General features: G+C 67.3%; 14 protein-coding genes. 8 read left to right on the forward strand and 6 right to left on the reverse strand.

The annotated features are described in order from the left end of the window. Positions 1 to 3: 3 nt before the first annotated feature. The 3 genes from THSYN_RS26150 to THSYN_RS26160 all read right to left on the reverse strand — a co-directional run bounded on the left by THSYN_RS26150 (position 4) and on the right by THSYN_RS26160 (position 2,094). Positions 4 to 861, reverse strand: a complete 858-nt coding sequence (locus THSYN_RS26150; RefSeq protein ID WP_236848702.1) for a hypothetical protein — start codon at positions 859 to 861, stop codon at positions 4 to 6. 159 nt (positions 862 to 1,020) lie between these two features. Continuing rightward, positions 1,021 to 1,374, reverse strand: a complete 354-nt coding sequence (locus THSYN_RS26155) for a high-potential iron-sulfur protein (RefSeq protein ID WP_100921711.1) — start codon at positions 1,372 to 1,374, stop codon at positions 1,021 to 1,023. Positions 1,375 to 1,626: 252 nt separating this feature from the next. Then, positions 1,627 to 2,094 carry a C40 family peptidase gene (locus THSYN_RS26160; RefSeq protein ID WP_100921712.1) on the reverse strand — a complete coding sequence of 156 codons (468 nt, stop codon included), beginning with the start codon at positions 2,092 to 2,094 and terminating at the stop codon, positions 1,627 to 1,629. 320 nt (positions 2,095 to 2,414) lie between these two features. Here THSYN_RS26160 and trxB point away from each other — a divergent pair, with 320 nt between their 5' ends. Beyond that, positions 2,415 to 3,380: a thioredoxin-disulfide reductase gene (gene trxB / locus THSYN_RS26165; protein WP_100921713.1), complete on the forward strand. Its 966-nt coding sequence runs from the start codon at positions 2,415 to 2,417 to the stop codon at positions 3,378 to 3,380. A 754-nt stretch (positions 3,381 to 4,134) separates the two neighbouring features. Here the strand turns inward: trxB and THSYN_RS26175 are convergent. Next, positions 4,135 to 4,638 (reverse strand): type II toxin-antitoxin system VapC family toxin, encoded by a 504-nt coding sequence (locus THSYN_RS26175; protein WP_236848703.1) that lies wholly within the window; start codon positions 4,636 to 4,638, stop codon positions 4,135 to 4,137. Positions 4,639 to 4,717: 79 nt separating this feature from the next. Beyond that, on the reverse strand, positions 4,718 to 7,321 hold the full coding sequence (locus THSYN_RS26180; protein ID WP_100921714.1) for an AAA family ATPase: 2,604 nt from the start codon (positions 7,319 to 7,321) through the stop codon (positions 4,718 to 4,720). 299 nt (positions 7,322 to 7,620) lie between these two features. Here THSYN_RS26180 and hisF point away from each other — a divergent pair, with 299 nt between their 5' ends. The 5 genes from hisF (at position 7,621) to THSYN_RS26205 (ending at position 13,711) form a co-directional block, all read left to right on the forward strand. Continuing rightward, positions 7,621 to 9,222 (forward strand): imidazole glycerol phosphate synthase subunit HisF, encoded by a 1,602-nt coding sequence (gene hisF, locus THSYN_RS26185; protein ID WP_100921715.1) that lies wholly within the window; start codon positions 7,621 to 7,623, stop codon positions 9,220 to 9,222. Between the two features lie 269 nt (positions 9,223 to 9,491). Then, positions 9,492 to 10,334, forward strand: a complete 843-nt coding sequence (locus THSYN_RS26190; RefSeq protein ID WP_100921716.1) for a COG3904 family protein — start codon at positions 9,492 to 9,494, stop codon at positions 10,332 to 10,334. Between the two features lie 25 nt (positions 10,335 to 10,359). Continuing rightward, positions 10,360 to 11,937 carry an MBOAT family O-acyltransferase gene (locus tag THSYN_RS26195; RefSeq protein ID WP_100921717.1) on the forward strand — a complete coding sequence of 526 codons (1,578 nt, stop codon included), beginning with the start codon at positions 10,360 to 10,362 and terminating at the stop codon, positions 11,935 to 11,937. A 4-nt stretch (positions 11,938 to 11,941) separates the two neighbouring features. Next, positions 11,942 to 13,195, forward strand: a complete 1,254-nt coding sequence (locus THSYN_RS26200; protein WP_100921718.1) for an alginate O-acetyltransferase AlgX-related protein — start codon at positions 11,942 to 11,944, stop codon at positions 13,193 to 13,195. A 180-nt stretch (positions 13,196 to 13,375) separates the two neighbouring features. After that, positions 13,376 to 13,711: a hypothetical protein gene (locus THSYN_RS26205; RefSeq protein ID WP_100921719.1), complete on the forward strand. Its 336-nt coding sequence runs from the start codon at positions 13,376 to 13,378 to the stop codon at positions 13,709 to 13,711. Between the two features lie 124 nt (positions 13,712 to 13,835). Here THSYN_RS26205 and THSYN_RS26210 read toward each other — a convergent pair whose 3' ends face one another. Further along, the gene (locus tag THSYN_RS26210) at positions 13,836 to 14,327 is read right to left on the reverse strand and encodes a CDP-archaeol synthase (RefSeq protein ID WP_100921720.1); all 492 of its coding nucleotides are present in this window, start codon (positions 14,325 to 14,327) and stop codon (positions 13,836 to 13,838) included. A 409-nt stretch (positions 14,328 to 14,736) separates the two neighbouring features. On the opposite strand from THSYN_RS26210, the gene THSYN_RS26215 reads away from it, so the two are divergent. Continuing rightward, positions 14,737 to 15,168 (forward strand): host attachment protein, encoded by a 432-nt coding sequence (locus THSYN_RS26215; RefSeq protein ID WP_100921721.1) that lies wholly within the window; start codon positions 14,737 to 14,739, stop codon positions 15,166 to 15,168. 130 nt (positions 15,169 to 15,298) lie between these two features. Continuing rightward, entirely contained in the window at positions 15,299 to 18,874 is a 3,576-nt protein-coding gene (locus THSYN_RS26220) for a sulfite exporter TauE/SafE family protein (RefSeq protein ID WP_157817942.1), read from the forward strand. Positions 18,875 to 18,887: the final 13 nt, after the last annotated feature.

Raw genomic sequence — 18,887 nt, forward strand, 5'->3', positions numbered from 1 at the left:
GGGCTAGACGTCGTGGACCCAGGCGAATCCGAAGGCCTCGAGCAGGGCCCCGGCCACCGCCCCGCCCAAGACGCCGCCGAGTGCGGCGTACGGCAGCGCGTCGTAGACCCTGGCCGCGACCGCGCCCACCAGACCGGACTCGTCCCCGAGCAGGGGCCCGGCCATCAGCCAGACCCCGCCGGCGGCAAGCCCGGCCAGCGCGGCCAGCACCAGCGCCTCGATCAGGCGGCAGGGGCGCGCCGCGATGCGCAGCCGGCTGATCTGGCCGATCCACCAACGCACGCTCGTCACATAGAGGGCCCCGTTGACACTGACCAGCAAGGCCAGCATCACGAAGGGCGAGAGCGGCCGGGGGCCGAGCGGCAGGGTCGCGGCGAGCAGGGCGCCGCAGGCCGCACCGGTGGTCAGCCCCGCCAGGACCTTACCGGGTACCCGCCGGGTGCACTGCCCGGGAAAGGACACCAGCAGGCCCACCAGGGCGGCCAGCGCGGCCGCCACGGCGGCGGCCTGGGCAAAACTGAGCAGATCCGCGGCGCTCGTCAAAAGCAGCACGCCCACGATGGCACCGATCCCGGTACCCACGAGGGCCAATTCGTGCGACCCGTAGAGGGCCGCACCCGCCGCCCCGGCCAGGGCGGCCGCGGCCGCGTAGGCCCCGGGGCCGGCACCGAGCCGCTCGAAGATGGCGGTGAGTCCGAGGAACAGCGGTGCATAGATGAGCCCGATGAGGCCCCAGACGAGCCCGCGCAGGAACACCAGTCGCGCCGCCGAAGGCGAGGCGGCCGCCAGCGGCGGCGGGCGGTGGCGGGGGGCCTCGACGGATAAGGGCCGCGCGACCGCGGCCTGCTCTGCAATGGTCATGGTGTCTGGAGGGGTACCAGGGTGGTCGAGGCCGCGGAACGGGCGCCGCGGCGCGGAAAAAGCAGTTTAGCCGCAACTGAACGCAAGACACAGAATGCAAAACGGGGCCCGTGGGCCCCGTTTCTCCCCTCCCCGATATGAGGAGCGGTCGGGCTGCGATCAAGCGGCCTTGACGGTCCAGGAGGAGCACCAGCCCTTGGCACTCACCACCTTACCGGGGAACAGGGTGCAGGTCAGATGATCGGGAACGTCACTGGCGCCCGAGAACTGACAGTTCGAGCACATCTGCTCGGCGGCCGGCATGCCGGGACGGGCAGCCGCCGCGCGATCGGCCTTGGTGGCATCCGCGTTGTACTTCAGGGCGACGCCGGTCGGATCATCGGCAGCGACGGCCGGGGCCGCGGCGCGGGCGATGCCGACACCGACCAGGTTGATGACCGGGATGGCGACAGCGGCGCCGAGCATCAGCTTGACGGCGTCACGGCGGCTCTCGCTCATTGGCTTATCGGACATGTCTGGAAACTCCTCAGGGTTGCAGGATAGTGTTGATGACCCGCCCCGGGACGACGCCTGGGACCGCCGAGTATTCTGCAACAAAGGGCGGGAAAAGGCGAGCCGGTTGCAGCCTGGTGCCGTGCCGCGCAGCCGTCCGAGCGTCCCGCGCCGGGTGCGCCGTGCGCAGCGCTCGCGCCGTCGCCCAGCGCGGTCGCCGGTCCCGGCCCGGTTCCCGGCCACCGGCAGACGCCCGGTGCACCGCCGCCGCGATCATTCCAGGTAGCTGCCCGCGCCGACATAGCGGGCCCTCCAGTACGGCGTATGCAGCCGGGTCAGCCCGACCTTGTGCTTGGACGTCGATGCGTGCACGAAGCGGTCCCGATCCACCATCAGTCCCACATGGTGGACCCCGGGACCGGTATGGAAGAACACCAGGTCCCCCGGGCGCAGCGCGTCCGGGCGCACCGGCCGGGCGGCGTGCAGTTGGTCCAACGACATCCGCGGGATGGACACCCCGGCCCGCTGGTAGGCGTAACGCGTCAAGCCGCTGCAATCGAGCGCCCGGCCCGGCAGGGTGCCGCCGTAGCGATAGGGCGTACCCACCTGAGACAGGGCGGCGGACACCACCTCCGCCCGCTTGCCTCCCCCATCCGAACTGCCGAGCCCCGCGCAGCCGCCCAGCAGCAATGCCGCGGCGCCAAGGACCAGGCCCACCACCAGTCGAGGCACAATCTTCACAATTAACTCCCGCTTAACCTCGCAATCTGTTGTTTCGGAGTTGTTTTATACCTCAAGCGAGTCCTTGTCAAGCGGGATTCAGACGACCACTGATGACGGCCTCCGCACACGGGGTCGGCGCGCGAACGGCGCCCCTCGCGCGGCTCGATCTCCGGGAACATCGACCGCGCGGGCTGCCCCCAAGGCGGCCCGCTGCGCCGGCCGGCTTTACGCGACTGCGCCTAACCCTTAACCTTGTGCCTTTGGCGAGGGTCCCTGCCCGTCGCCCCACCACGCGGCGCCCGGGGACGCACCACTGGCCGCCATCCCGGGAGGAGACCATGAGCACCACCAAGCATTGCCGACTGCTGATCCTGGGGTCAGGCCCGGCGGGCTACACCGCCGCGGTCTATGGCGCGCGGGCGAACCTGCACCCGGTGTTGATCACCGGCCTGGAGCAGGGCGGCCAGCTCATGACCACCACCGACGTGGACAACTGGCCCGGCGACCCGGACGGCGCCCAGGGGCCCGACCTGATGGACCGGATGCGCCGCCACGCGGAGCGCTTCGAGACCGAGATCATCTTCGACCATATCAATCAGGCCGATCTCAGTGCCGCACCCTTCACCCTCACCGGGGACTCGGCCGTCTATACCTGCGATGCCCTGATCATCGCCACCGGGGCCAGCGCCCGCTATCTGGGCCTGCCCTCGGAGCAGGAATTCCGCGGCCGCGGCGTCTCCGCCTGCGCGACCTGTGACGGGTTCTTCTTTCGCGGTCAGAAAGTGGCGGTCATCGGCGGCGGCAACACCGCGGTGGAGGAGGCCCTGTACCTCTCCAACATCGCCTCCGAGGTGACCCTGGTCCATCGCCGCGACAGCCTGCGGGCGGAGAAGATCCTGCAGCGCCACCTGCTGGACAAGGCCGAACACGGCAATGTGCGCCTGGCGTGGAACAGCAATCTGGATGAGATCCTGGGCGACGCCACCGGGGTGACCGGCATCCGCATCAAGAGCACCAAAGACGGATCCACCCGCGACCTCGAACTCCAGGGCGTCTTCATCGCCATCGGCCACCAGCCCAATACCGAGATCTTCGCGGGCCAACTCGACATGGCCGGCGGTTATATCAAGGTCCACAGCGGCACCGACGGCAACGCCACCGCCACCTCGATCCCCGGGGTCTTTGCCGCCGGCGACGTGATGGACCATGTCTACCGCCAGGCGATCACCTCGGCGGGCAGCGGCTGCATGGCCGCCCTGGACGCGGAAAAGTACCTGGACGCGCTGGAGGCGCGCGGGGCCTGAGGTGATTGGTCCGCACAGCGGACCCCACGGCGCCGTGCCCGTAGGGTCCGCTGTGCGGACCAACTGCGCCGCAGTCGGCAAAGTGGCCGGTGTCATGATCGAGGCCCGCCCGCCTGCTTCCGGGGTGGCAGAGCAAACCGGCTAACGGCCATGAGGGGTCGTTCGTCACCCCCGCAACATGAAAGCCCCGGCGGAAGCGGCTTTCACGGTAACCCGACTGACGCGATTCTTCTCTGCGTCTCTGCGCCTCCGCGTGAGATTCTTTAAAGAGGTCTCACACAGAGGCGCAGAGCCGCAGAGGCGGTGACCCACAACACTCGGGTACCCCGCGAGGCCTCGTCGCGGCTGAAGCCGCTCCCACAAGGCCCCCGCCGGACTTTCACGGTAGACCTAACTCCGGCAAATGCTCACGCCAAGAAGAAACAAAGGGATTTGCGCAGCATCCGGATCGCCCGATGGGTGAGCCAAATCACTTCGACAACGCCTTGAAATTCCTTGGTAAACTTGGCGCCTTGGCGTGAGCAACTGCCGGATTCAGCATAAGGCGGAACCGCTGGCGCGTTCCGCCCTGCGCGGACCCTAACCATGCGGTATCGCGCGACAGACCCTGGGCCTAAACTCTCTATTGGGGTCGACAGCGAGTGGAAAGCCATTGCGCTCCCAATCTTTGAGATCTTCGGCAATAGCGTGTACGTTGTAATTGAGCTTTGCAGAATACTCGTCGCGCAGGCGCCGGGTTTCTTCAACAATCGGATCACTCCACATCGCGGTTACCCCCTATAAGTTCGTCAGGCGTGCAAAGCACCGGGGGTGCAAAACCGCACTCCCGACAGATTTGCTCGATCAAAGGTCTCTTGATGGCGTTTGCTATGTGCGCGCAGTTCCAGGTCAACAGGAAGTCGACGCGATGAAACGCGGCGGTGGCGATATGCAATCCATCGGCTGCAGCCTTGGGTGGGAGAGCAGCGCGTTGAATCAACGTTTCTGCCAACTGTTCTGCCTCCGGTGTAATGGCAAGGAGCGGGATGTCCCGCAAGCATTGTAACCGCGCAATCGCCGCTGCAGGGTCTCCCGCGCTGGCTTCTCTAAAGACCAGTGGGGAGGCGTAGACAGAGAAATTGGTGCGCTCAGAGGCCCACCAGTCCTGTGTCGTTTGCTGATGGCCCGCGATGATGATGTCACGACTTGGCCGCGCAGCCAAATAGCTGATGACGCTCGTTTCGACGTAAACCACGTTGCCCATAAACTCTCTCATCATGCCTTATCACCAAGGACACTTGAAGCTTGGTAACCAGATCGAAGGCGGAACCGCTATCGCGTTCTGCCCTACGCAGGCTTCACGCCTTACGTTTCTGCGCCGTGATCCTGCTTCTATTTTCGATACCGTCCCGCCAAGTATCCAACGCCATGATGTCCGCTAGTAGTTCGTCGGGTTCGGGAACAGCGATGCCGCCTTGTAGGGCTTTGTCATGCGCGTAGTTTGAGCATTTCGTCATACCGGCATGCACTTTGGCATAGTCGTCATCTTCGACAACAACTCCTGCAAGTCGCTGTGTTTCAATGCCTTTACGGAAGCGTAGGATCACCTCGCGCAGGAGAACTTCCTCCACGGCGCGTTCCCACGTCATGCGGAGCCGAAAATAGGCGTCAACCGTTTGCTTCCGGTACTCCTCCTCTTCGCCGTCCTTGTGAAGTTTGGCAATGGATTGATGCTGAGCCTTCAAGGCTCGAATCCGCTTGCTGGCGGTTTTCCCCTCGAAGGGGAGATCCGGATCGGCAATACCGAACCCCTCAGCACGGCGTGTCAGGCTCTGGGTGGCAATCGGCACTCCAGCCAGCTTCGCCTCCTCTGCCAAGAGACAAAGGAAATAGATGTCATGGGTGAATACGATGATCTGACGCTGCGCTGCTTCGACTGCTAGGCGCTTCGCCACCCGTTCGCGGCGGCGATGATCGAGCGAGGACACCGGGTCATCGAACACGATTCCGCCTTTACCACCAATCAGCCCGACCTCGGCCAGGAAGGAGCCAATTGCGACTGCTCGCTGCTCGCCTTCACTTAGGATATCGCCGGGGCTGCGGCACTGTGGCAACTCCAGCTTTAACTTGTGCAACGGTTTGCCTCTGTCGGAGCGGCTCTGGAGCGAAACGCGGAGCGTGCCAACGCCCAGCGCCTTGAATTCGCGGTTGAGCGCTTCGGCCAGTTCTTTGGACACGACTTTTTCGGCGAGTTCCGACGCCTTCAGCGAGATGGCCTTGGTCTTGACGGCTGACAGGCACTGCTTAAGTCTAGCCTGATGGCCGAGTCGCGTGACGGCCGTGACCACAGCATCCTTGACCTGACTCAGACGCACTCGCGCATCGAGTTCGACGAACTGCTTTTGAAGTGCGGCACGTGCCTTCTCGTCGGATGCTATCTCAAGAGTTCCGGCTTCGGCATTCAGCTTTTCGGCCAATGCTTGAAGTCGCGCCGCCGGGTTGACCAAAGCCTGATTGGTGCCATCCCATTGGTGTGCAAGCACCGCCGCCTTGATAGCTCCCTGGCGAGCGGTCAGCGCTAGCTCAAAGGCTTTGGTATCATTGGCGAGTTGCGGGTCCAGGACTTCGATCTCGCCACGGGTCACATCATCGAGATTCAGTGTCAGGATGTTCGCAACGAACGGCTTGTACTCTGCGTACAGGGCGGTGCGGCACGCCTGGGCGGTTTTCTCTGCCTCCGCCTGGATGAATGCCTCAAAGCGCAGCAAGCGAACGGCGCCTTCGGCGAGAGGTTGCTGGCACAGCGGGCAAGGCGAATCCGTGCCGAGATCCGGAAATGCTTTGTCTGGGTGGGATTGGATTGCGAACTTACGAGCGGCATCGAACAGCTCGCGCCATGCCTCTCCCCCAGTACCTGGCAGCAGGTTCTCTCCCTCCTTAAACTGCTTGGCTGCGAGTGCCGCGGCCACCTGTGCCGTGCGGTAACTGTCTGCCAGGCTGCGCAACCTGGCGACCACCGTATGATCAACCAGCGCGTCCTTATTGATTGCGTTTGTCGCGATGGCGGCGACTCGACGGGCACGCAGGCGCAATTGCACCGCCTTCTCCTTCGGATTGTTCTCTTTCAGACTATTGCTCAGCACCGCATGCTGGGCCAGTTCGTCCGCCGACAGCGTGGCCAGCGCGTCGATTTGGGCCTGCGTCGTCTTGGCCGACAGTCCTGAAATCAGTTTGCCGACGAGCGTGTCGCCGTGCAGCGGCACGAACGCCGAAAGGGCGGCGGCGGACTGCGCATGCTCGTTCTCGATCGCGGCCTTCAACTGCGCGCAAACCTTCGCGAGCCCCTCGAAAACATCGAGCCCGTAAGGAACATAAGAAAAGTCATCTTCGCTATCGAGGTAGGCACGCGCACAGCGCGAGTCGAAGATTGCGAAAGACGACAGCGCAGCGGGAGCGGCATTACCGTCAGCCCACTGAGTATCTTGCGCAACGCCATCAACAGCAAGCTCGAAGGCGGCTTCGGCTACCCCAGCTTTACCCATGGCAAGGTTGGCGTTCGGATAGATTGCTTCCGTCTGATCGCGCGCCCGGCAGGCGCGTTTAAGCACGCGCGAGTATCCGGACTTTCCAGAACCGTTGTCGCCATAGATGACGGTCATTCCGGCAGGGCTAAACGGCAAGCGCTGATTCTCTGCAATCGCATTGACGTTCCGCATATTCTTCATGGCAAGCAGTTCGACGTGAGTCGTCAGTTTCACTGGCGCGGGGATCTGGTCGGCCGTGAGGGGCTTAGGCTTGCGGCCCTTGGGGTCCGGAATGCCGTGCGCAACTTTGAGCAGCGCAAATAGATCATCGTGGTCTTCTACCGTAAGTGTCTGCTTAGCCAGCAAGCGCGCCACAGCATCGCTTTGCCATACTGGAAGACTCTGCGACCAATTTAGAATTTCTTGCAGTAGCGTCAAAACAGCCTCTTTGTTGTTCGTGGACCAATCGAAAGACGATCACAAAGCCAACTGGATTTCGCCGGATGGACTACCTTATAAACCGCCGGGTCGCCGGTAGTGGAGCAAAAATCCTTGCCGCTGTCAAGAACCTGGGCGCGCACGGCAATCGTGTGCAGCACTCTGCAGGCCTGTGCGGGTCGCGAGGACGCGCCGGGACGCACCGGCAGGCGATAGCACCTCCCAAACGGGTACACTAGCCCCCACGACCGGCCCCGCCCCCGGGGCCGCGGCACCCATCAACCGCCCGGGACCCCAGCATGATCTCCCTTCTGGACTACGGCGCCGGCAATGTCCGCAGCCTGCGCAACGCCATCCAAGCACTCGGGTTCGAACTGACCGAGATCGAACACCCTTCGGATATCCTCAAGGCCGAGCGCCTGATCTTCCCCGGCGTCGGGGCCTTCGGGGCGGCCATGGAACGGCTGCACCAGTTGGGATACGTGGAGCCGCTGAAGGAGTATCTGGCGGCCGGGCGGCCCTTCCTTGGGATCTGCATCGGGCTCCAGACGCTGTTCGAGGGCAGCGAGGAGTCGCCGGGTGTGGCCGGGCTCGGGCTGATCCCGGGGCTGATCCGGCGCTTCGACGATCCCAGCCTCTCGGTCCCGCACATGGGCTGGAACGGGGTGCGGGTGGAGCGGCCCTCGCCGCTGTTCGCGGACTATGGGGGGGAGAAGTTCTACTTCGTCCACTCCTACCGGGCCGAACCGGATGCGCGCAACGCCGACTGGCGGCTTGCGACCACGGACTATGGCCAGCCCTTCCTGAGCGCCGTGAGCCGCGGGCGGGTGGCGGCGGTCCAGTTCCACCCGGAGAAGAGCGGGGCGGCGGGGCTTAGGCTCCTCAGGCACTTCCTGGCGGGCGAGGAACAGGCCGACCTGTCCCCGGCGGCCCTGGCGAGTGCGGCGGGGCCGACCCGCTTCGCCAAGCGCATCATTGCCTGCCTGGACGTGCGCGCCAACGACCAGGGCGACTTGGTGGTCACCAAGGGCGACCAGTACGACGTCCGCGACAAGGGTGAAGGCGGCGCTGTGCGCAATCTGGGCAAGCCGGTGGAACTGGCGCAACGCTATTACGAGGAGGGGGCCGATGAGGTCACCTTCCTCAACATCACGGCCTTCCGGGACTTCCCGCTCGACGACCAGCCGATGATGGAGGTGCTGCGGCGGACCTCGGAGCGGGTCTTCGTGCCGCTGACCATCGGCGGGGGCATCCGCGCCTTCACCGACGGCGAGGGTCGGCACTATGGCGCGCTTGATGTCGCGCACGCCTATTTCCGCTCCGGTGCGGACAAGGTCTCCATCGGGTCGGACGCGGTGGAGACGGTGCTCGGGGTCCTGGCGCGGGGCGGCAAGGACGGGGGCAGCTCCATCGAACAGATCGCCCGGGTCTACGGCAATCAGGCGGTGGTAATCTCCATCGACCCGCGGCGGGTCTATGTGGACTCACCGGCGGCGACCCGGCACGCCACCGTCGAGACCGCCACCCCGGGGCCGCACGGCGAGCGCTTCTGCTGGTTCCAGTGTACCGTCAAGGGCGGGCGCGAGGGGCGCGACCTGGACGTAGTGGAACTGGCGCGCTGCTGTGAGGACCTGGGGGCCGGGGAGATTCTGGTCAACAGCATCGACCGGGACGGCAGCAAGGCGGGCTTCGACCTGGAACTGATCCAGTCGGTGCGCGCCGCGGTGCGGATCCCGGTGATTGCCTCCAGCGGGGCCGGGCGGGTGGAGCACTTCTCGGAGGTCTTCGCCGCGACCGGGGTGGAGGCGGCCCTGGCGGCGGGGATCTTTCATCGGCGGGAGGTTCCGATTGCGGCGGTCAAGACCCATTTGCGGGGACGGGGGATCGAAACCCGGGCCTGATACCTGGCGGGGGTTCGGTCCGCGCGACCCCGGCCAGCGTAGCGAAGCCCAGCCCGCAGAAAAAGAAGTTTAGCCGCAAATGAACGCAAATTGACGCAAATAATCAGAAACTTGGCGTTTGCTGCATGTTCACCGTCCGGGTGACGCCCGCGATGATGCTAACCAACAGATTTATTTGCGCTTATTCGCGTTCATTTGCGGCCAAATACTCTTTTTTGGTACGACGAATCGGATTGGAGAGCGGAAGCTTGCGGTATCTGGGTGGACGGATGAGATTGACCCTGTCAATGGCCCTGGTGGTCGCCCTGGTCATCGCCGGCTGCGCCAGAGGCGGCAGCCGGGACGGGGGCGCGCCGCCGGACGGTCTGACCCGGGATCAGTTGCTGTCCGAGTTGGCGGCCTGTCACCTGTTGCGCGTCGCCCAGGCCGGGGACAAGGCGGTCACCGACGCCACCGTGATCGCCGCCGTGCGGCGCTACGGCTTCACCCCGGCGGCGGTGGTCCAGCGTGCCAACCAGTTGCTGCTGCGCGATCGGACGAACGGGGCGGCCCTGGGCCGGCAGGCCGGCGCGGCCTGCAACAACCTGGCGGACGTCACGCAGGTCGCCCCGGCCCTGGTGCGGTTCGAGCCGAGCGGGCAGGCGCGCTCCGCCTGGCTGCGGGTCGAGGCCGAGATCACCGACGGGTTCGCCGACCGGGTCATCCGCGAACTGCGAGCCCGGCGCGCGGTCGGTCTCGTCATCACCAGTGCCGGCGGCTCGGTCTTCGAGGCGCGCAAGCTCGGGCGCTATCTGCGGGCCAATGGGCTGCGCGCGGCGGTCGATCAGGTCTGTGTCTCGGCCTGTATCGACGTACTGGCCGGCGGGACCGAACGCTATGCCACCCCCAAGGCCCGGCTGGGCGTCCACCAGAGCAGCGTCCCGGGGCGCTACAGCAGCCATGAGGGCGGCCAGATCTATGTGGCCGACTCCTTCCGCTACCTGCGCGAGATGGGGGTCGATGCGGACGTGGCAATCGCCGCCGCCTCCGTCCCCCGTAATACGATCCTCCTGATCCCGCTGCGCGATGCCCTGGCGACCCGGTTGCTCACCGCCGTGGTGGAGCGACTCTAGTACCGCGAGGCGCCAGGACCGGACCGTGCTGTTCAATTCCTACGAGTTCATCCTCGCCTTCCTGCCCGTCACCCTCGTGCTCTTCTATTGGATCGGCGCCGGCGGGCGCACGCAGTTGGCGCTCGGTTGGCTGGTGGCGGCCTCGCTGTTTTTTTACGCCTGGTGGAATCCGATCTATCTGGGGCTCTTGATGGCCTCGCTGGTAGTCAACTTTGGATTGGGGCGTCTGCTCACCCCTGCCGCGACTGGGCAGCGGCGGCGCCGCTGGCTGCTCGGGATCGGCATCGCACTCAATCTGGGCCTGCTCGGCTGGTTCAAGTACGCGAACTTCTTCGTCGCCACGGTCAATCAGGCGGCCGGCACCGGCTGGACCCTGGAATCGATCCTGCTGCCGCTCGGCATCTCCTTCTATACCTTCCAGAAGATCGCCTATCTGGTAGACTCCTACCGCGGCGAGGTCTATGAACACGGGTTCCTTCATTATTGCCTGTTCGTGACCTTCTTCCCCCAGTTGATCGCCGGTCCCATCGTCCATCACAAGGAGATGCTGCCCCAGTTCTGCGACCCGGGGATCTTCCGCTTCAGTCATGAAAAACTGGCCGTGGGACTCACCCTGTTCGCGATCGGGCTATTCAAGAAGGTGGTCCTGGCGGATGGGATGGCGGGCTATGCCTCCCCGGCCTTCGCGGCGGCGGCGCAGGGCACGAGCTTGAGCTTCAGCGAGGCCTGGGGCGGCGCCTGGGCCTATACCCTGCAACTGTATTTCGATTTTTCCGGGTACTCGGACATGGCCGTGGGGCTCGCGCGGATGTTCGGGATGCGCCTGCCGATGAATTTCCATAGCCCCTACAAGGCGGTCAATATCATCGACTTCTGGCGCCGCTGGCATATCACCCTGTCGCGCTTCCTGCGTGACTACCTCTACATTCCGCTCGGGGGCAACAGCGGCGTCGGCGCGCGCCGCTACCTCAATCTGATGGCCACCATGCTGATCGGGGGGCTTTGGCACGGCGCCGGCTGGACCTTTGTGCTCTGGGGCGCCCTGCATGGGTCCTATCTGGTCATCAACCACCTCTGGCACGCCATCAGACGTCGCCTGGGTCTCACCATCGGCAGCGGGGGGCGGCTCGGGCGCATCAGTGCCCGCCTGATCACCCTGATCGCGGTCGCGGTCGCCTGGGTGCTGTTCCGGGCCGCCGACCTGGAGACCGCGCGCTCCATGCTGTCGTCCATGGCGGGGTTGAACGGGATCGGCCTGCCGGGGGGGCTGGCAGCGCCGGTCGAGGCCCTGGCGCCCTGGCTGATCCCGGCCCTGGGGCTCAATTTCGGTGGGACCTTCCCACACGAACTGGTCTATTGGCCCGCGGGCCTGCCCTGGATCGGCCTCCTGCTGGTCATCGCACTCATTGCCCCCAACAGCAACCAACTCCTGCGCCGTTATGACCCGGTACTGCCGCCCGAGCGCCTGCCCCTGGAGCTTGGGGCCTGGGTGTGGCCGACCTGGCGCCCGGCCCTGGGCTATGCCCTGGTGACCACCGTGGCCTTGATCTGGAGCCTGACCTGGATGACCAGTGTCAGTGAATTCCTGTACTTCCAGTTCTGAGCGAATGAGCGCCCGCGCCTATAACCTGGTGGTGCTGGGCGGCGTCGGCGCACTGCTGGTCATCGCCGCCTGGCTGGCCCTGACCCAGGAGCCCTTGAGCGGCGACCTGACCCGCGTCGGCGCACTCCCCGAGCGGGACTTCGGGTGGCAGGACACCAAACCGCGCTTCGCGCCGGAACTGTTCCGCTATCGCGCCAAGGACGAGCCGATCGAGAGTGCCCAGGTGGTGGTCATCGGTGACTCCTTCTCCCATCAATCGGACCACGGGTTCGGTTGGCAGAATTTCTTCGTGGCCCGCACCGGACTGGAACTGCTGGTCTATCACCTGCGCGGACGCCCGGCCGAGCAGGTCCTGTTGAGCCCCGAACTGCGTCGCAACCCCCCCAAACTGGTGATCTACGAGATCGCTGAACTCAACCTGCCGGACTTCGTCCCGCGCTATGCGGGTGACTGCACCCTGCCGCCCACGCGCGCCTGGGAACCGCTCGCGGTACACCCTGTCCCCTATCGGCTCGCGGCCTATACCCGCCGCACCTCCTGGGGTTGGGAGTTGAAACCGCGCATCGAACAGGCCATGCATATCATCAAGGTGCGCGCCGCCGCACTCCTGGGCGAGGCCGGTGTGCGGCAACTCGAGCTCACCCGTACCGACCTCTTCAGCAGTCGCAATCAGTCGCTCCTGGTCTATGGCTATGATGTGCCCGCGGACGACTGGCGCTCGTTGGATCTCGCGGGGATGGCCTGCGGACTGCGCAACCTCAAGACCACGGTCGAACAGGTCCTGGGCGCCCCCCTGGTCGTCCTCTACGCCCCCGGGAAACTCTCGGCCACGGCGGCCTATGTCCCCGACGCACCGGCGAGTTACGGCGGGTTTATCCCGGCCCTGCGCGAACGCAGCGCCATCCCCGCGCCGGCCGTCCTTGAGCGTCTGCGCGAGGCCGTCGCGGCCGGCATCCAGGATGTCTACCTGCCCGATGACTCCCATTGGGCCAACCAGGGCCACGCCATCGCCGCCGACGCACTCTACGATTTCCTCCTCGCGCGGGGGCTGATCCGGGCCGCGGACCCGCCGCCGGACGCCGACCCGGTGCCGGGGACCGCGGGAAGGCTTGCCCCAGGCCCGGAACATGGCCTACAATCGGGCAGCTACGGCCTCCTCCTAAGCCCCGCGGACCCACTCGGAGGCCCGGGTGGTGCCCCCGGCCCCGCACCGACGCTCGACGACCGCGGTCACGGCGGTACAATCCCCGCTCCCTGATGCGGGCGCCGCCCGCACCGGGGTCGGCTCAATCGAACACACCGTGATCCGTCGCGCACCAGGCGCCGGACCAAGGTCGCGATCAGCGCGACGCGCACGCCGGACCACTGCCTACCCGGTCGTCGGCACCTGACGATAGGTGCGGCGGCCGCCACCTTTACCTAGAAAGTGATGATCACAATGAAAACTGAAACCGAAGACCTGGAGTCAGGACAGAGCCATGGCTTCTTTGGCGACGACCTCGTGGTCGGTATCGCCGACCACGATTGGCCCAACCACGCGATCGACATCATTGTCGGCTCGCCCGGGTCCGCGGACCGTTCCGAGAAGCTCAAGGTCGGCCAAATGACCAGATACGCACGGGCAGACAATTCCGCACTGTACGAGATCCGCCTGCGCAGCGTAGATGGCTTCGGCACCGGGCGGCTATCCTGCTCGTTCCAGGTCATCCAATTCGATGATCCGGCACTCATTGCCACCATCAGGGCAAGAACGGGTTGGGAAGTCGGTCAATGACCAGCCGGCAACATCGTCGCTGCTTGCTTTAGTGGCCGCTGACGCGTCGGTCTGAAGCGAAGCCGCGCTGACACATCAACCCGCAATGCATCGCCACCGCGGACACGACGCGGCGCGCGGGACCTTAGGCTCGCCGGCCCGTCCCCAGCCGCTTGAGCAAGGGTGTCATCAGCAGGTCGATGAGCGTAAAGGCCGTCACCGCCAGCCCCAGGTCGAACCAACTCAGACCCATGGGCGCCTTGGCGAGCAGGGCCGGGATCAGGGTCTCCGGCACCTGGTCCAAGAGCGGCGCCGCGGCGCTGGACTTAAGCCCCAGACGCCGCTTGGTGAAACTGGCAAGGAGATCGCCCGCCATGGCCCCCAGGGCGATGGCGAGCCCCAGCCCCCATCCCCATCCCAGTGCCCAGGCCGCCGGCGGGGTCAGGACCAGGGCCGCGACCAGGCCCCGCCAGGTCTTAGCCTTCCCGAACACGGGGCGGCCATCCCGCCACCGGCGCCCCCCGTCCAGGGGCGGGGCAAGCGCCCCGCCCCACAGCAGGGCCAGCAGGACGGGTGCCCCATTGACCAGGAGCAACAGGGCGAGCAGCGAGAGGAGCGGACTCCAGTGGGGCGACACGGGGATTTCCAGCGGTAGACGAAACTGGAGCCGATTATAGGGCCTGCGCCGGGAACCCGAGCGCCGGAGACGGGTACGCGATGCGTACCCTATAGCTACAGCGACCGGACGTTCTCTCGGACCGGGCGTCGTTGTCGTTGTCGTTGTCGTAATCGAATAATCCGACCACGACAACGACAACGACAACGACAACGAGAGCGTACCCGGGATCCCGGTCACCACATCAGTTCCGATCGCACCCCCGCGGGACACCCGGATGCCTGGGCACCGGGGCAGGCCGTCCAGACGCCGACCCTGCTGTTACACTTAAGCCACGGCACCTCGCCGAGACACCGGCCGCGGGGTCTGCCCGCCGCCCGGGCCGCACCCGCCCGGTCCACCCAGCTACCGCCTGAGGGGAGTTCACGCCATGCCCACCTGGATCCTGGTCGCAGACAACAGCCGCGCACGTATCTTCACCGCCGACAAGGCCGCCGGTCCGCTGCACGAAGTCCGCACCCTGACCTCCCCCGAGGCGCGCCTGCACGAAGGCGATCTGGTCACCGACCGGGCCGGACAGGACCGCAACCCGGGCGTCGCCGGCCATGGCTTGAGCGGCGAGCGCCCCCACAAACACGACATTGCCGAGCGCTTCGCCGCCCAGGTCTGCGAAGAGTTGGAAACTGCACGCAATCAGGGGCAGTTCCGCAAGCTCTATGTGGTCGCCGCCCCCGCCTTCCTCGGGATGCTCCGCCACCATGAGTCCCCGGCCCTGCGCCAACTGATCGTTGCGGAGATCGACAAGGGCCTGGCCACCCAGGACCCGGCCGCGATCCGCAAGGTCCTGCCGGACTTCCTGTAGGGTCCGCTGTGCGGACCAGGCACCGCCGCCGCGCGCCCCTCGCCGCGGCCAATGCGCCGTGCGGTAATGACGGGCGCGCTGCAACGCCGCGTGCCAAGATACGCCTTTGATCATGCCGCGAGGCGCTGCCTTGTCACCGCCAACGCACCCCCACCCGCCCCCCCCGGCACCGTACCGTCCGGTCAACGCCGAGGCCTTTCGCCATTGGGTCTTGCGCCCCGCCGAGGGGGTCTTTCTTTTCCATCCCCGGGCCATCGAGCGGCTGCACGGACTGGGTACACCGCGGGGGGCAATGGAGGTCTGCTACCACCTGATGGCCCGCGGCCCCTTCCTGCAGGGGTTGGAAGCGGAAAACCCCGAGGCCCTGTCGGTCATCGAGGGGCTGCGCCTGCCGGAGTGGGTCATACTCCTGCCGATGCCGGGTGCACCGGTGCTCAGGGCCACCCCGCAGCGGTCCCTGCTGCGGGACTACTGGGCGCGGCGCTTCGAGGGCGAGGTGGCCCGCACCTGGCAAACGGCCCGGGACGACAACCAGGACCTGACCCACTTCGGCCCCGCGACACTCACGACCCTGATCGGCGGCACCGCGCTCGCCGAGGCCCGGGAGGTCCTGGCCCGCGACGGGGTGCCGGAGGCGGTGGCGGACGAGGCACAACTGGGTCGCGCGTTCGTGGCCCGGGTGGTGCGCCTGCGCTATTTCGCCCCCGGTAGCCGCGGCTGCTGCTTCCCCGCGGTGCCGGACTGGGCCGCGGTGGATCGGTGGCTGGAAGAGAGCGGGCTGGACCTGCCCCCGCCCCGGTCCGGCGGCCGGCTGCCCCAGGCCATGGAGCGCACCCGCCCGTCGGTTATCTGCGGCACCCCCGGACTGTGCCTGCAGCTACCCGCGGACCTGCCCTATGGCCGCTCCGATCCGGACCGGCTGACCGGGGCCTGCAATTGGCTGGTGCAAGCCGAGCCCCCCGTCTGCGCGCCGCCGGATCCGGCCCCCGCGGGGACCGCACCGGTTACGACCCCGGGACTGGCCGCGCGGGTGTTACCGGACGCTGGTCCTGACCCAGGCGCCAGATCCCGCTCGGACGTCCAGTCCCGGTGCCTCCTCGCCCTGCACCGGGGGGCCGCGATCCGTCGCCGGCCGGGCCGCCTCGCGCGCCTCGGGGCGGGCCTGGCAGAGGCCCTGCAAGCCCCGCTCGATGGGCTGCTCGACCTGTGGGACACCCTGTCCAGGGTCCTGGCCCGCGAGCGCCCGCCGCTCGCCGGGAGGGCACTCCTGGCCCTGATCGCAACCTTGAGGTCCGCCACTGCGGCAGCCCAGCGGGCGGACTGGGAGGGTCGCTTCGCCGCCGCCCTGCGGCACCTGGCCGCGCTCCGCGCCCGCTATGAGGTGGCAGTCGGGCCCGGCGACGGCGCCGGTGAGGACACCGCGGACCCGGTGCTGCGGCTCCTGGATCAGCGCCAGAGGACCACGGCGGAGGCCTTCGCCCACGTCCTGGCCGCGACCTGGCGCCTGTCCCCCGCCACCGCCGATGAACTGGGCGAGTTGCTCCGACGCCTGGCGGCCGAGCGCGGGGCCGCCGCCCGCCCGGCCCAGACACTGCTCGGCCAACTCGAAACGGCCCTGCGCGAGGGCCGCACCACCTATTATCGGATCAGGCTACGCGCCTGGTTTACGCCGGCCGGGCCACGCCAGGTCCTGCCCTTCCAGGGTCCTTTGAAGGCCCTGGCCGCCCTTGACAGCGCCCGCCGCCTGCTGGAGGAACTGCCCTGGCCGGTGGCCGACCTGGACCGGCTGGGGGCGCCGCTGGCGACGCTCGCGGGGCGCATCGACGGGGGCCTCCAGGAGCGCCTGCGCGCCCGCCTGCTGGAGGTCCTGGAGACGGCCGGACTGGTCCCCGCCGACCCGGCGGGTCGGCTCGCCGGCCGCCGCCTCGCCGACTCCCTGGCGCGCCTGATCCGGCGGCAGCGGCAACTGCGGTTCGCCGATCTGCGCGACCTGCTGAACCAGGACACCCTGAGTCTGCCCGATGCGCAATGGGGAGACTGGCGACACGGCGACCGCCTGGGCTACTTCGATCAGGCCGCGGCACGGGCTCTGCCCGGGATCTATCGACCCGGTGAGTTCTATGTGAAGGGGCTGCAGCGGCTGAGCGCACCCCTCTTCGGGACCCGGCGCGGGCGGCGCGGCCTGCGCCTGGTGCTGCTGCCGGTGCTCGCCGCCTGGGCCGCCCTGGCGGTCACGGCACTCCTGTGGGACCTGTGGGACAGCAGCCACCCCCCCTTGACCGCCCCCTGGGTGGTCCTGCTCCTGGCGGCGGTCTTGAGTGCGAGCGCCAACACCGATGCCGGCCGGCGCTGGGCCCGCCGCCTCTGGCGGGGGGCGGCGTGGCTGACCCGCCTGCTGCTGTTGACCGGCCTGCCCCGCCTGTTGCGCTCAGCCCCCGTGCGATGGCTCCTTGAACGTCGCCTGGTCCGGGCCCTGCTGGGGGGCATTCTGGCCCCTGTGACGATCGGCCTCCTGCCCCTGCTGCCGCTGGCGGTCCTGTGGTTCCTCGTCACGCCGGGAACGTCCGGGCCCGCGCATTGGACGGCGGTGCTGGCACTGGCCTATGCGCTGGGCACCCGCTTGCGGGACACCCCGGCGGGGCGCCGCCAACTCGACGACCTGGCGACCGCCGGACGCCAGTTCAGGGAGTTGCTGCGGCAGGAGCGGCTGGCGGACCTGATCGCCCCCGTCATGGAGTTCTTCAAGCGGGGCCTGCGCACCCTGGACCAGGGACTGCACCAGATCCGCACCCGGTTGAGCCCGCGCCTGGGCGAGGTCCCCGGCGTCACCCTGCTCAAGGCCCTGGCGGCCCCCCTGTGGACGGCCTGGGAGGCGGCACTGCAATTCTACGTCGTCGTCCTGATCGAGCCCCAGACCAACCCGATCAAGCACTTCCCCGTCGTCACCCTGGGCCACAAGCTACTGCTGCCCTTGCTCCCAACGCTCGGCAGGGGGCTGCACGCCGGACTCTCACCCCTGTTGCCCGCCCCCATCGCCCTGCCGCTGATCGCCGTCACGCTGTTCCTCCTGCCCGGGCTCTTCGGCTTCCTGTTCTGGGAACTCAAGGAGAACTGGCGGCTCTACGGCGCCAACCGCGCCCACCCCGTGCCCAGGGCCCGCCTGGGTACACACGGCCACACCCTGAACGGTCTGTTGCGGCGCGGCCTGCATGGCGGCATTATCCCCAAGGCCTTCGACCGACTCCGCCAGGTCCTGGATCGCCAGGTCCGCGACGAGGCCCCGGACCCCCGGGCGCTGCGCCGCGCCCTGGCCCGACTGGAGGAGATCACCGGGCTGATCGCGCACTTCGGCGAACAGGAACTGGCGATCCCCCTGCGCGAGGCATCCCGGGGTGGCGGTGCCGGGGCGTCCGACGGGGCGGCGCAGTTGACGATGCAGCCGCCCCAGTTGGCGAGCCGGGGGATCGAGTTGCGTATCCAGCGCGCCGGGTCTGCCACGGCACTACCGGTGGAACTGGTGCTGCAACTGGCGCTCGGCACGGCCGCGCACGGGTCGCAACTGACCTGCACCCTGGACTGGCGCGGCCCCTGGGCGGACCTGGACCGGGAGTCTCAGTGGCGCATGGCGGCGGTGGTCCGCCGCTTTGCGCGCCGCTGCGGGGCCCTGGTTGCCGAGTCGCACAGTCCCGATCATTCAACCCTCTGACACGAGCGACAGG

Origin of the sequence: Candidatus Thiodictyon syntrophicum (assembly GCF_002813775.1) — a bacterium.
GTDB classification, from domain to species: domain Bacteria; phylum Pseudomonadota; class Gammaproteobacteria; order Chromatiales; family Chromatiaceae; genus Thiodictyon; species Thiodictyon syntrophicum.

Excerpts from the sequence above, each read along its gene's own strand:
- THSYN_RS26215 (WP_100921721.1), top strand. The coding sequence starts at position 14,737 with ATGCCCACCTGGATCCTGGTCGCAGACAACAGCCGCGCACGTATCTTC.
- THSYN_RS26200 (WP_100921718.1), top strand. The coding sequence starts at position 11,942 with ATGAGCGCCCGCGCCTATAACCTGGTGGTGCTGGGCGGCGTCGGCGCA.
- THSYN_RS26190 (WP_100921716.1), top strand. The coding sequence starts at position 9,492 with ATGAGATTGACCCTGTCAATGGCCCTGGTGGTCGCCCTGGTCATCGCC.
- THSYN_RS26175 (WP_236848703.1), bottom strand. The coding sequence starts at position 4,638 with ATGATGAGAGAGTTTATGGGCAACGTGGTTTACGTCGAAACGAGCGTC.
- THSYN_RS26155 (WP_100921711.1), bottom strand. The coding sequence starts at position 1,374 with ATGTCCGATAAGCCAATGAGCGAGAGCCGCCGTGACGCCGTCAAGCTG.
- THSYN_RS26205 (WP_100921719.1), top strand. The coding sequence starts at position 13,376 with ATGAAAACTGAAACCGAAGACCTGGAGTCAGGACAGAGCCATGGCTTC.
- trxB (WP_100921713.1), top strand. The coding sequence starts at position 2,415 with ATGAGCACCACCAAGCATTGCCGACTGCTGATCCTGGGGTCAGGCCCG.
- THSYN_RS26150 (WP_236848702.1), bottom strand. The coding sequence starts at position 861 with ATGACCATTGCAGAGCAGGCCGCGGTCGCGCGGCCCTTATCCGTCGAG.
- hisF (WP_100921715.1), top strand. The coding sequence starts at position 7,621 with ATGATCTCCCTTCTGGACTACGGCGCCGGCAATGTCCGCAGCCTGCGC.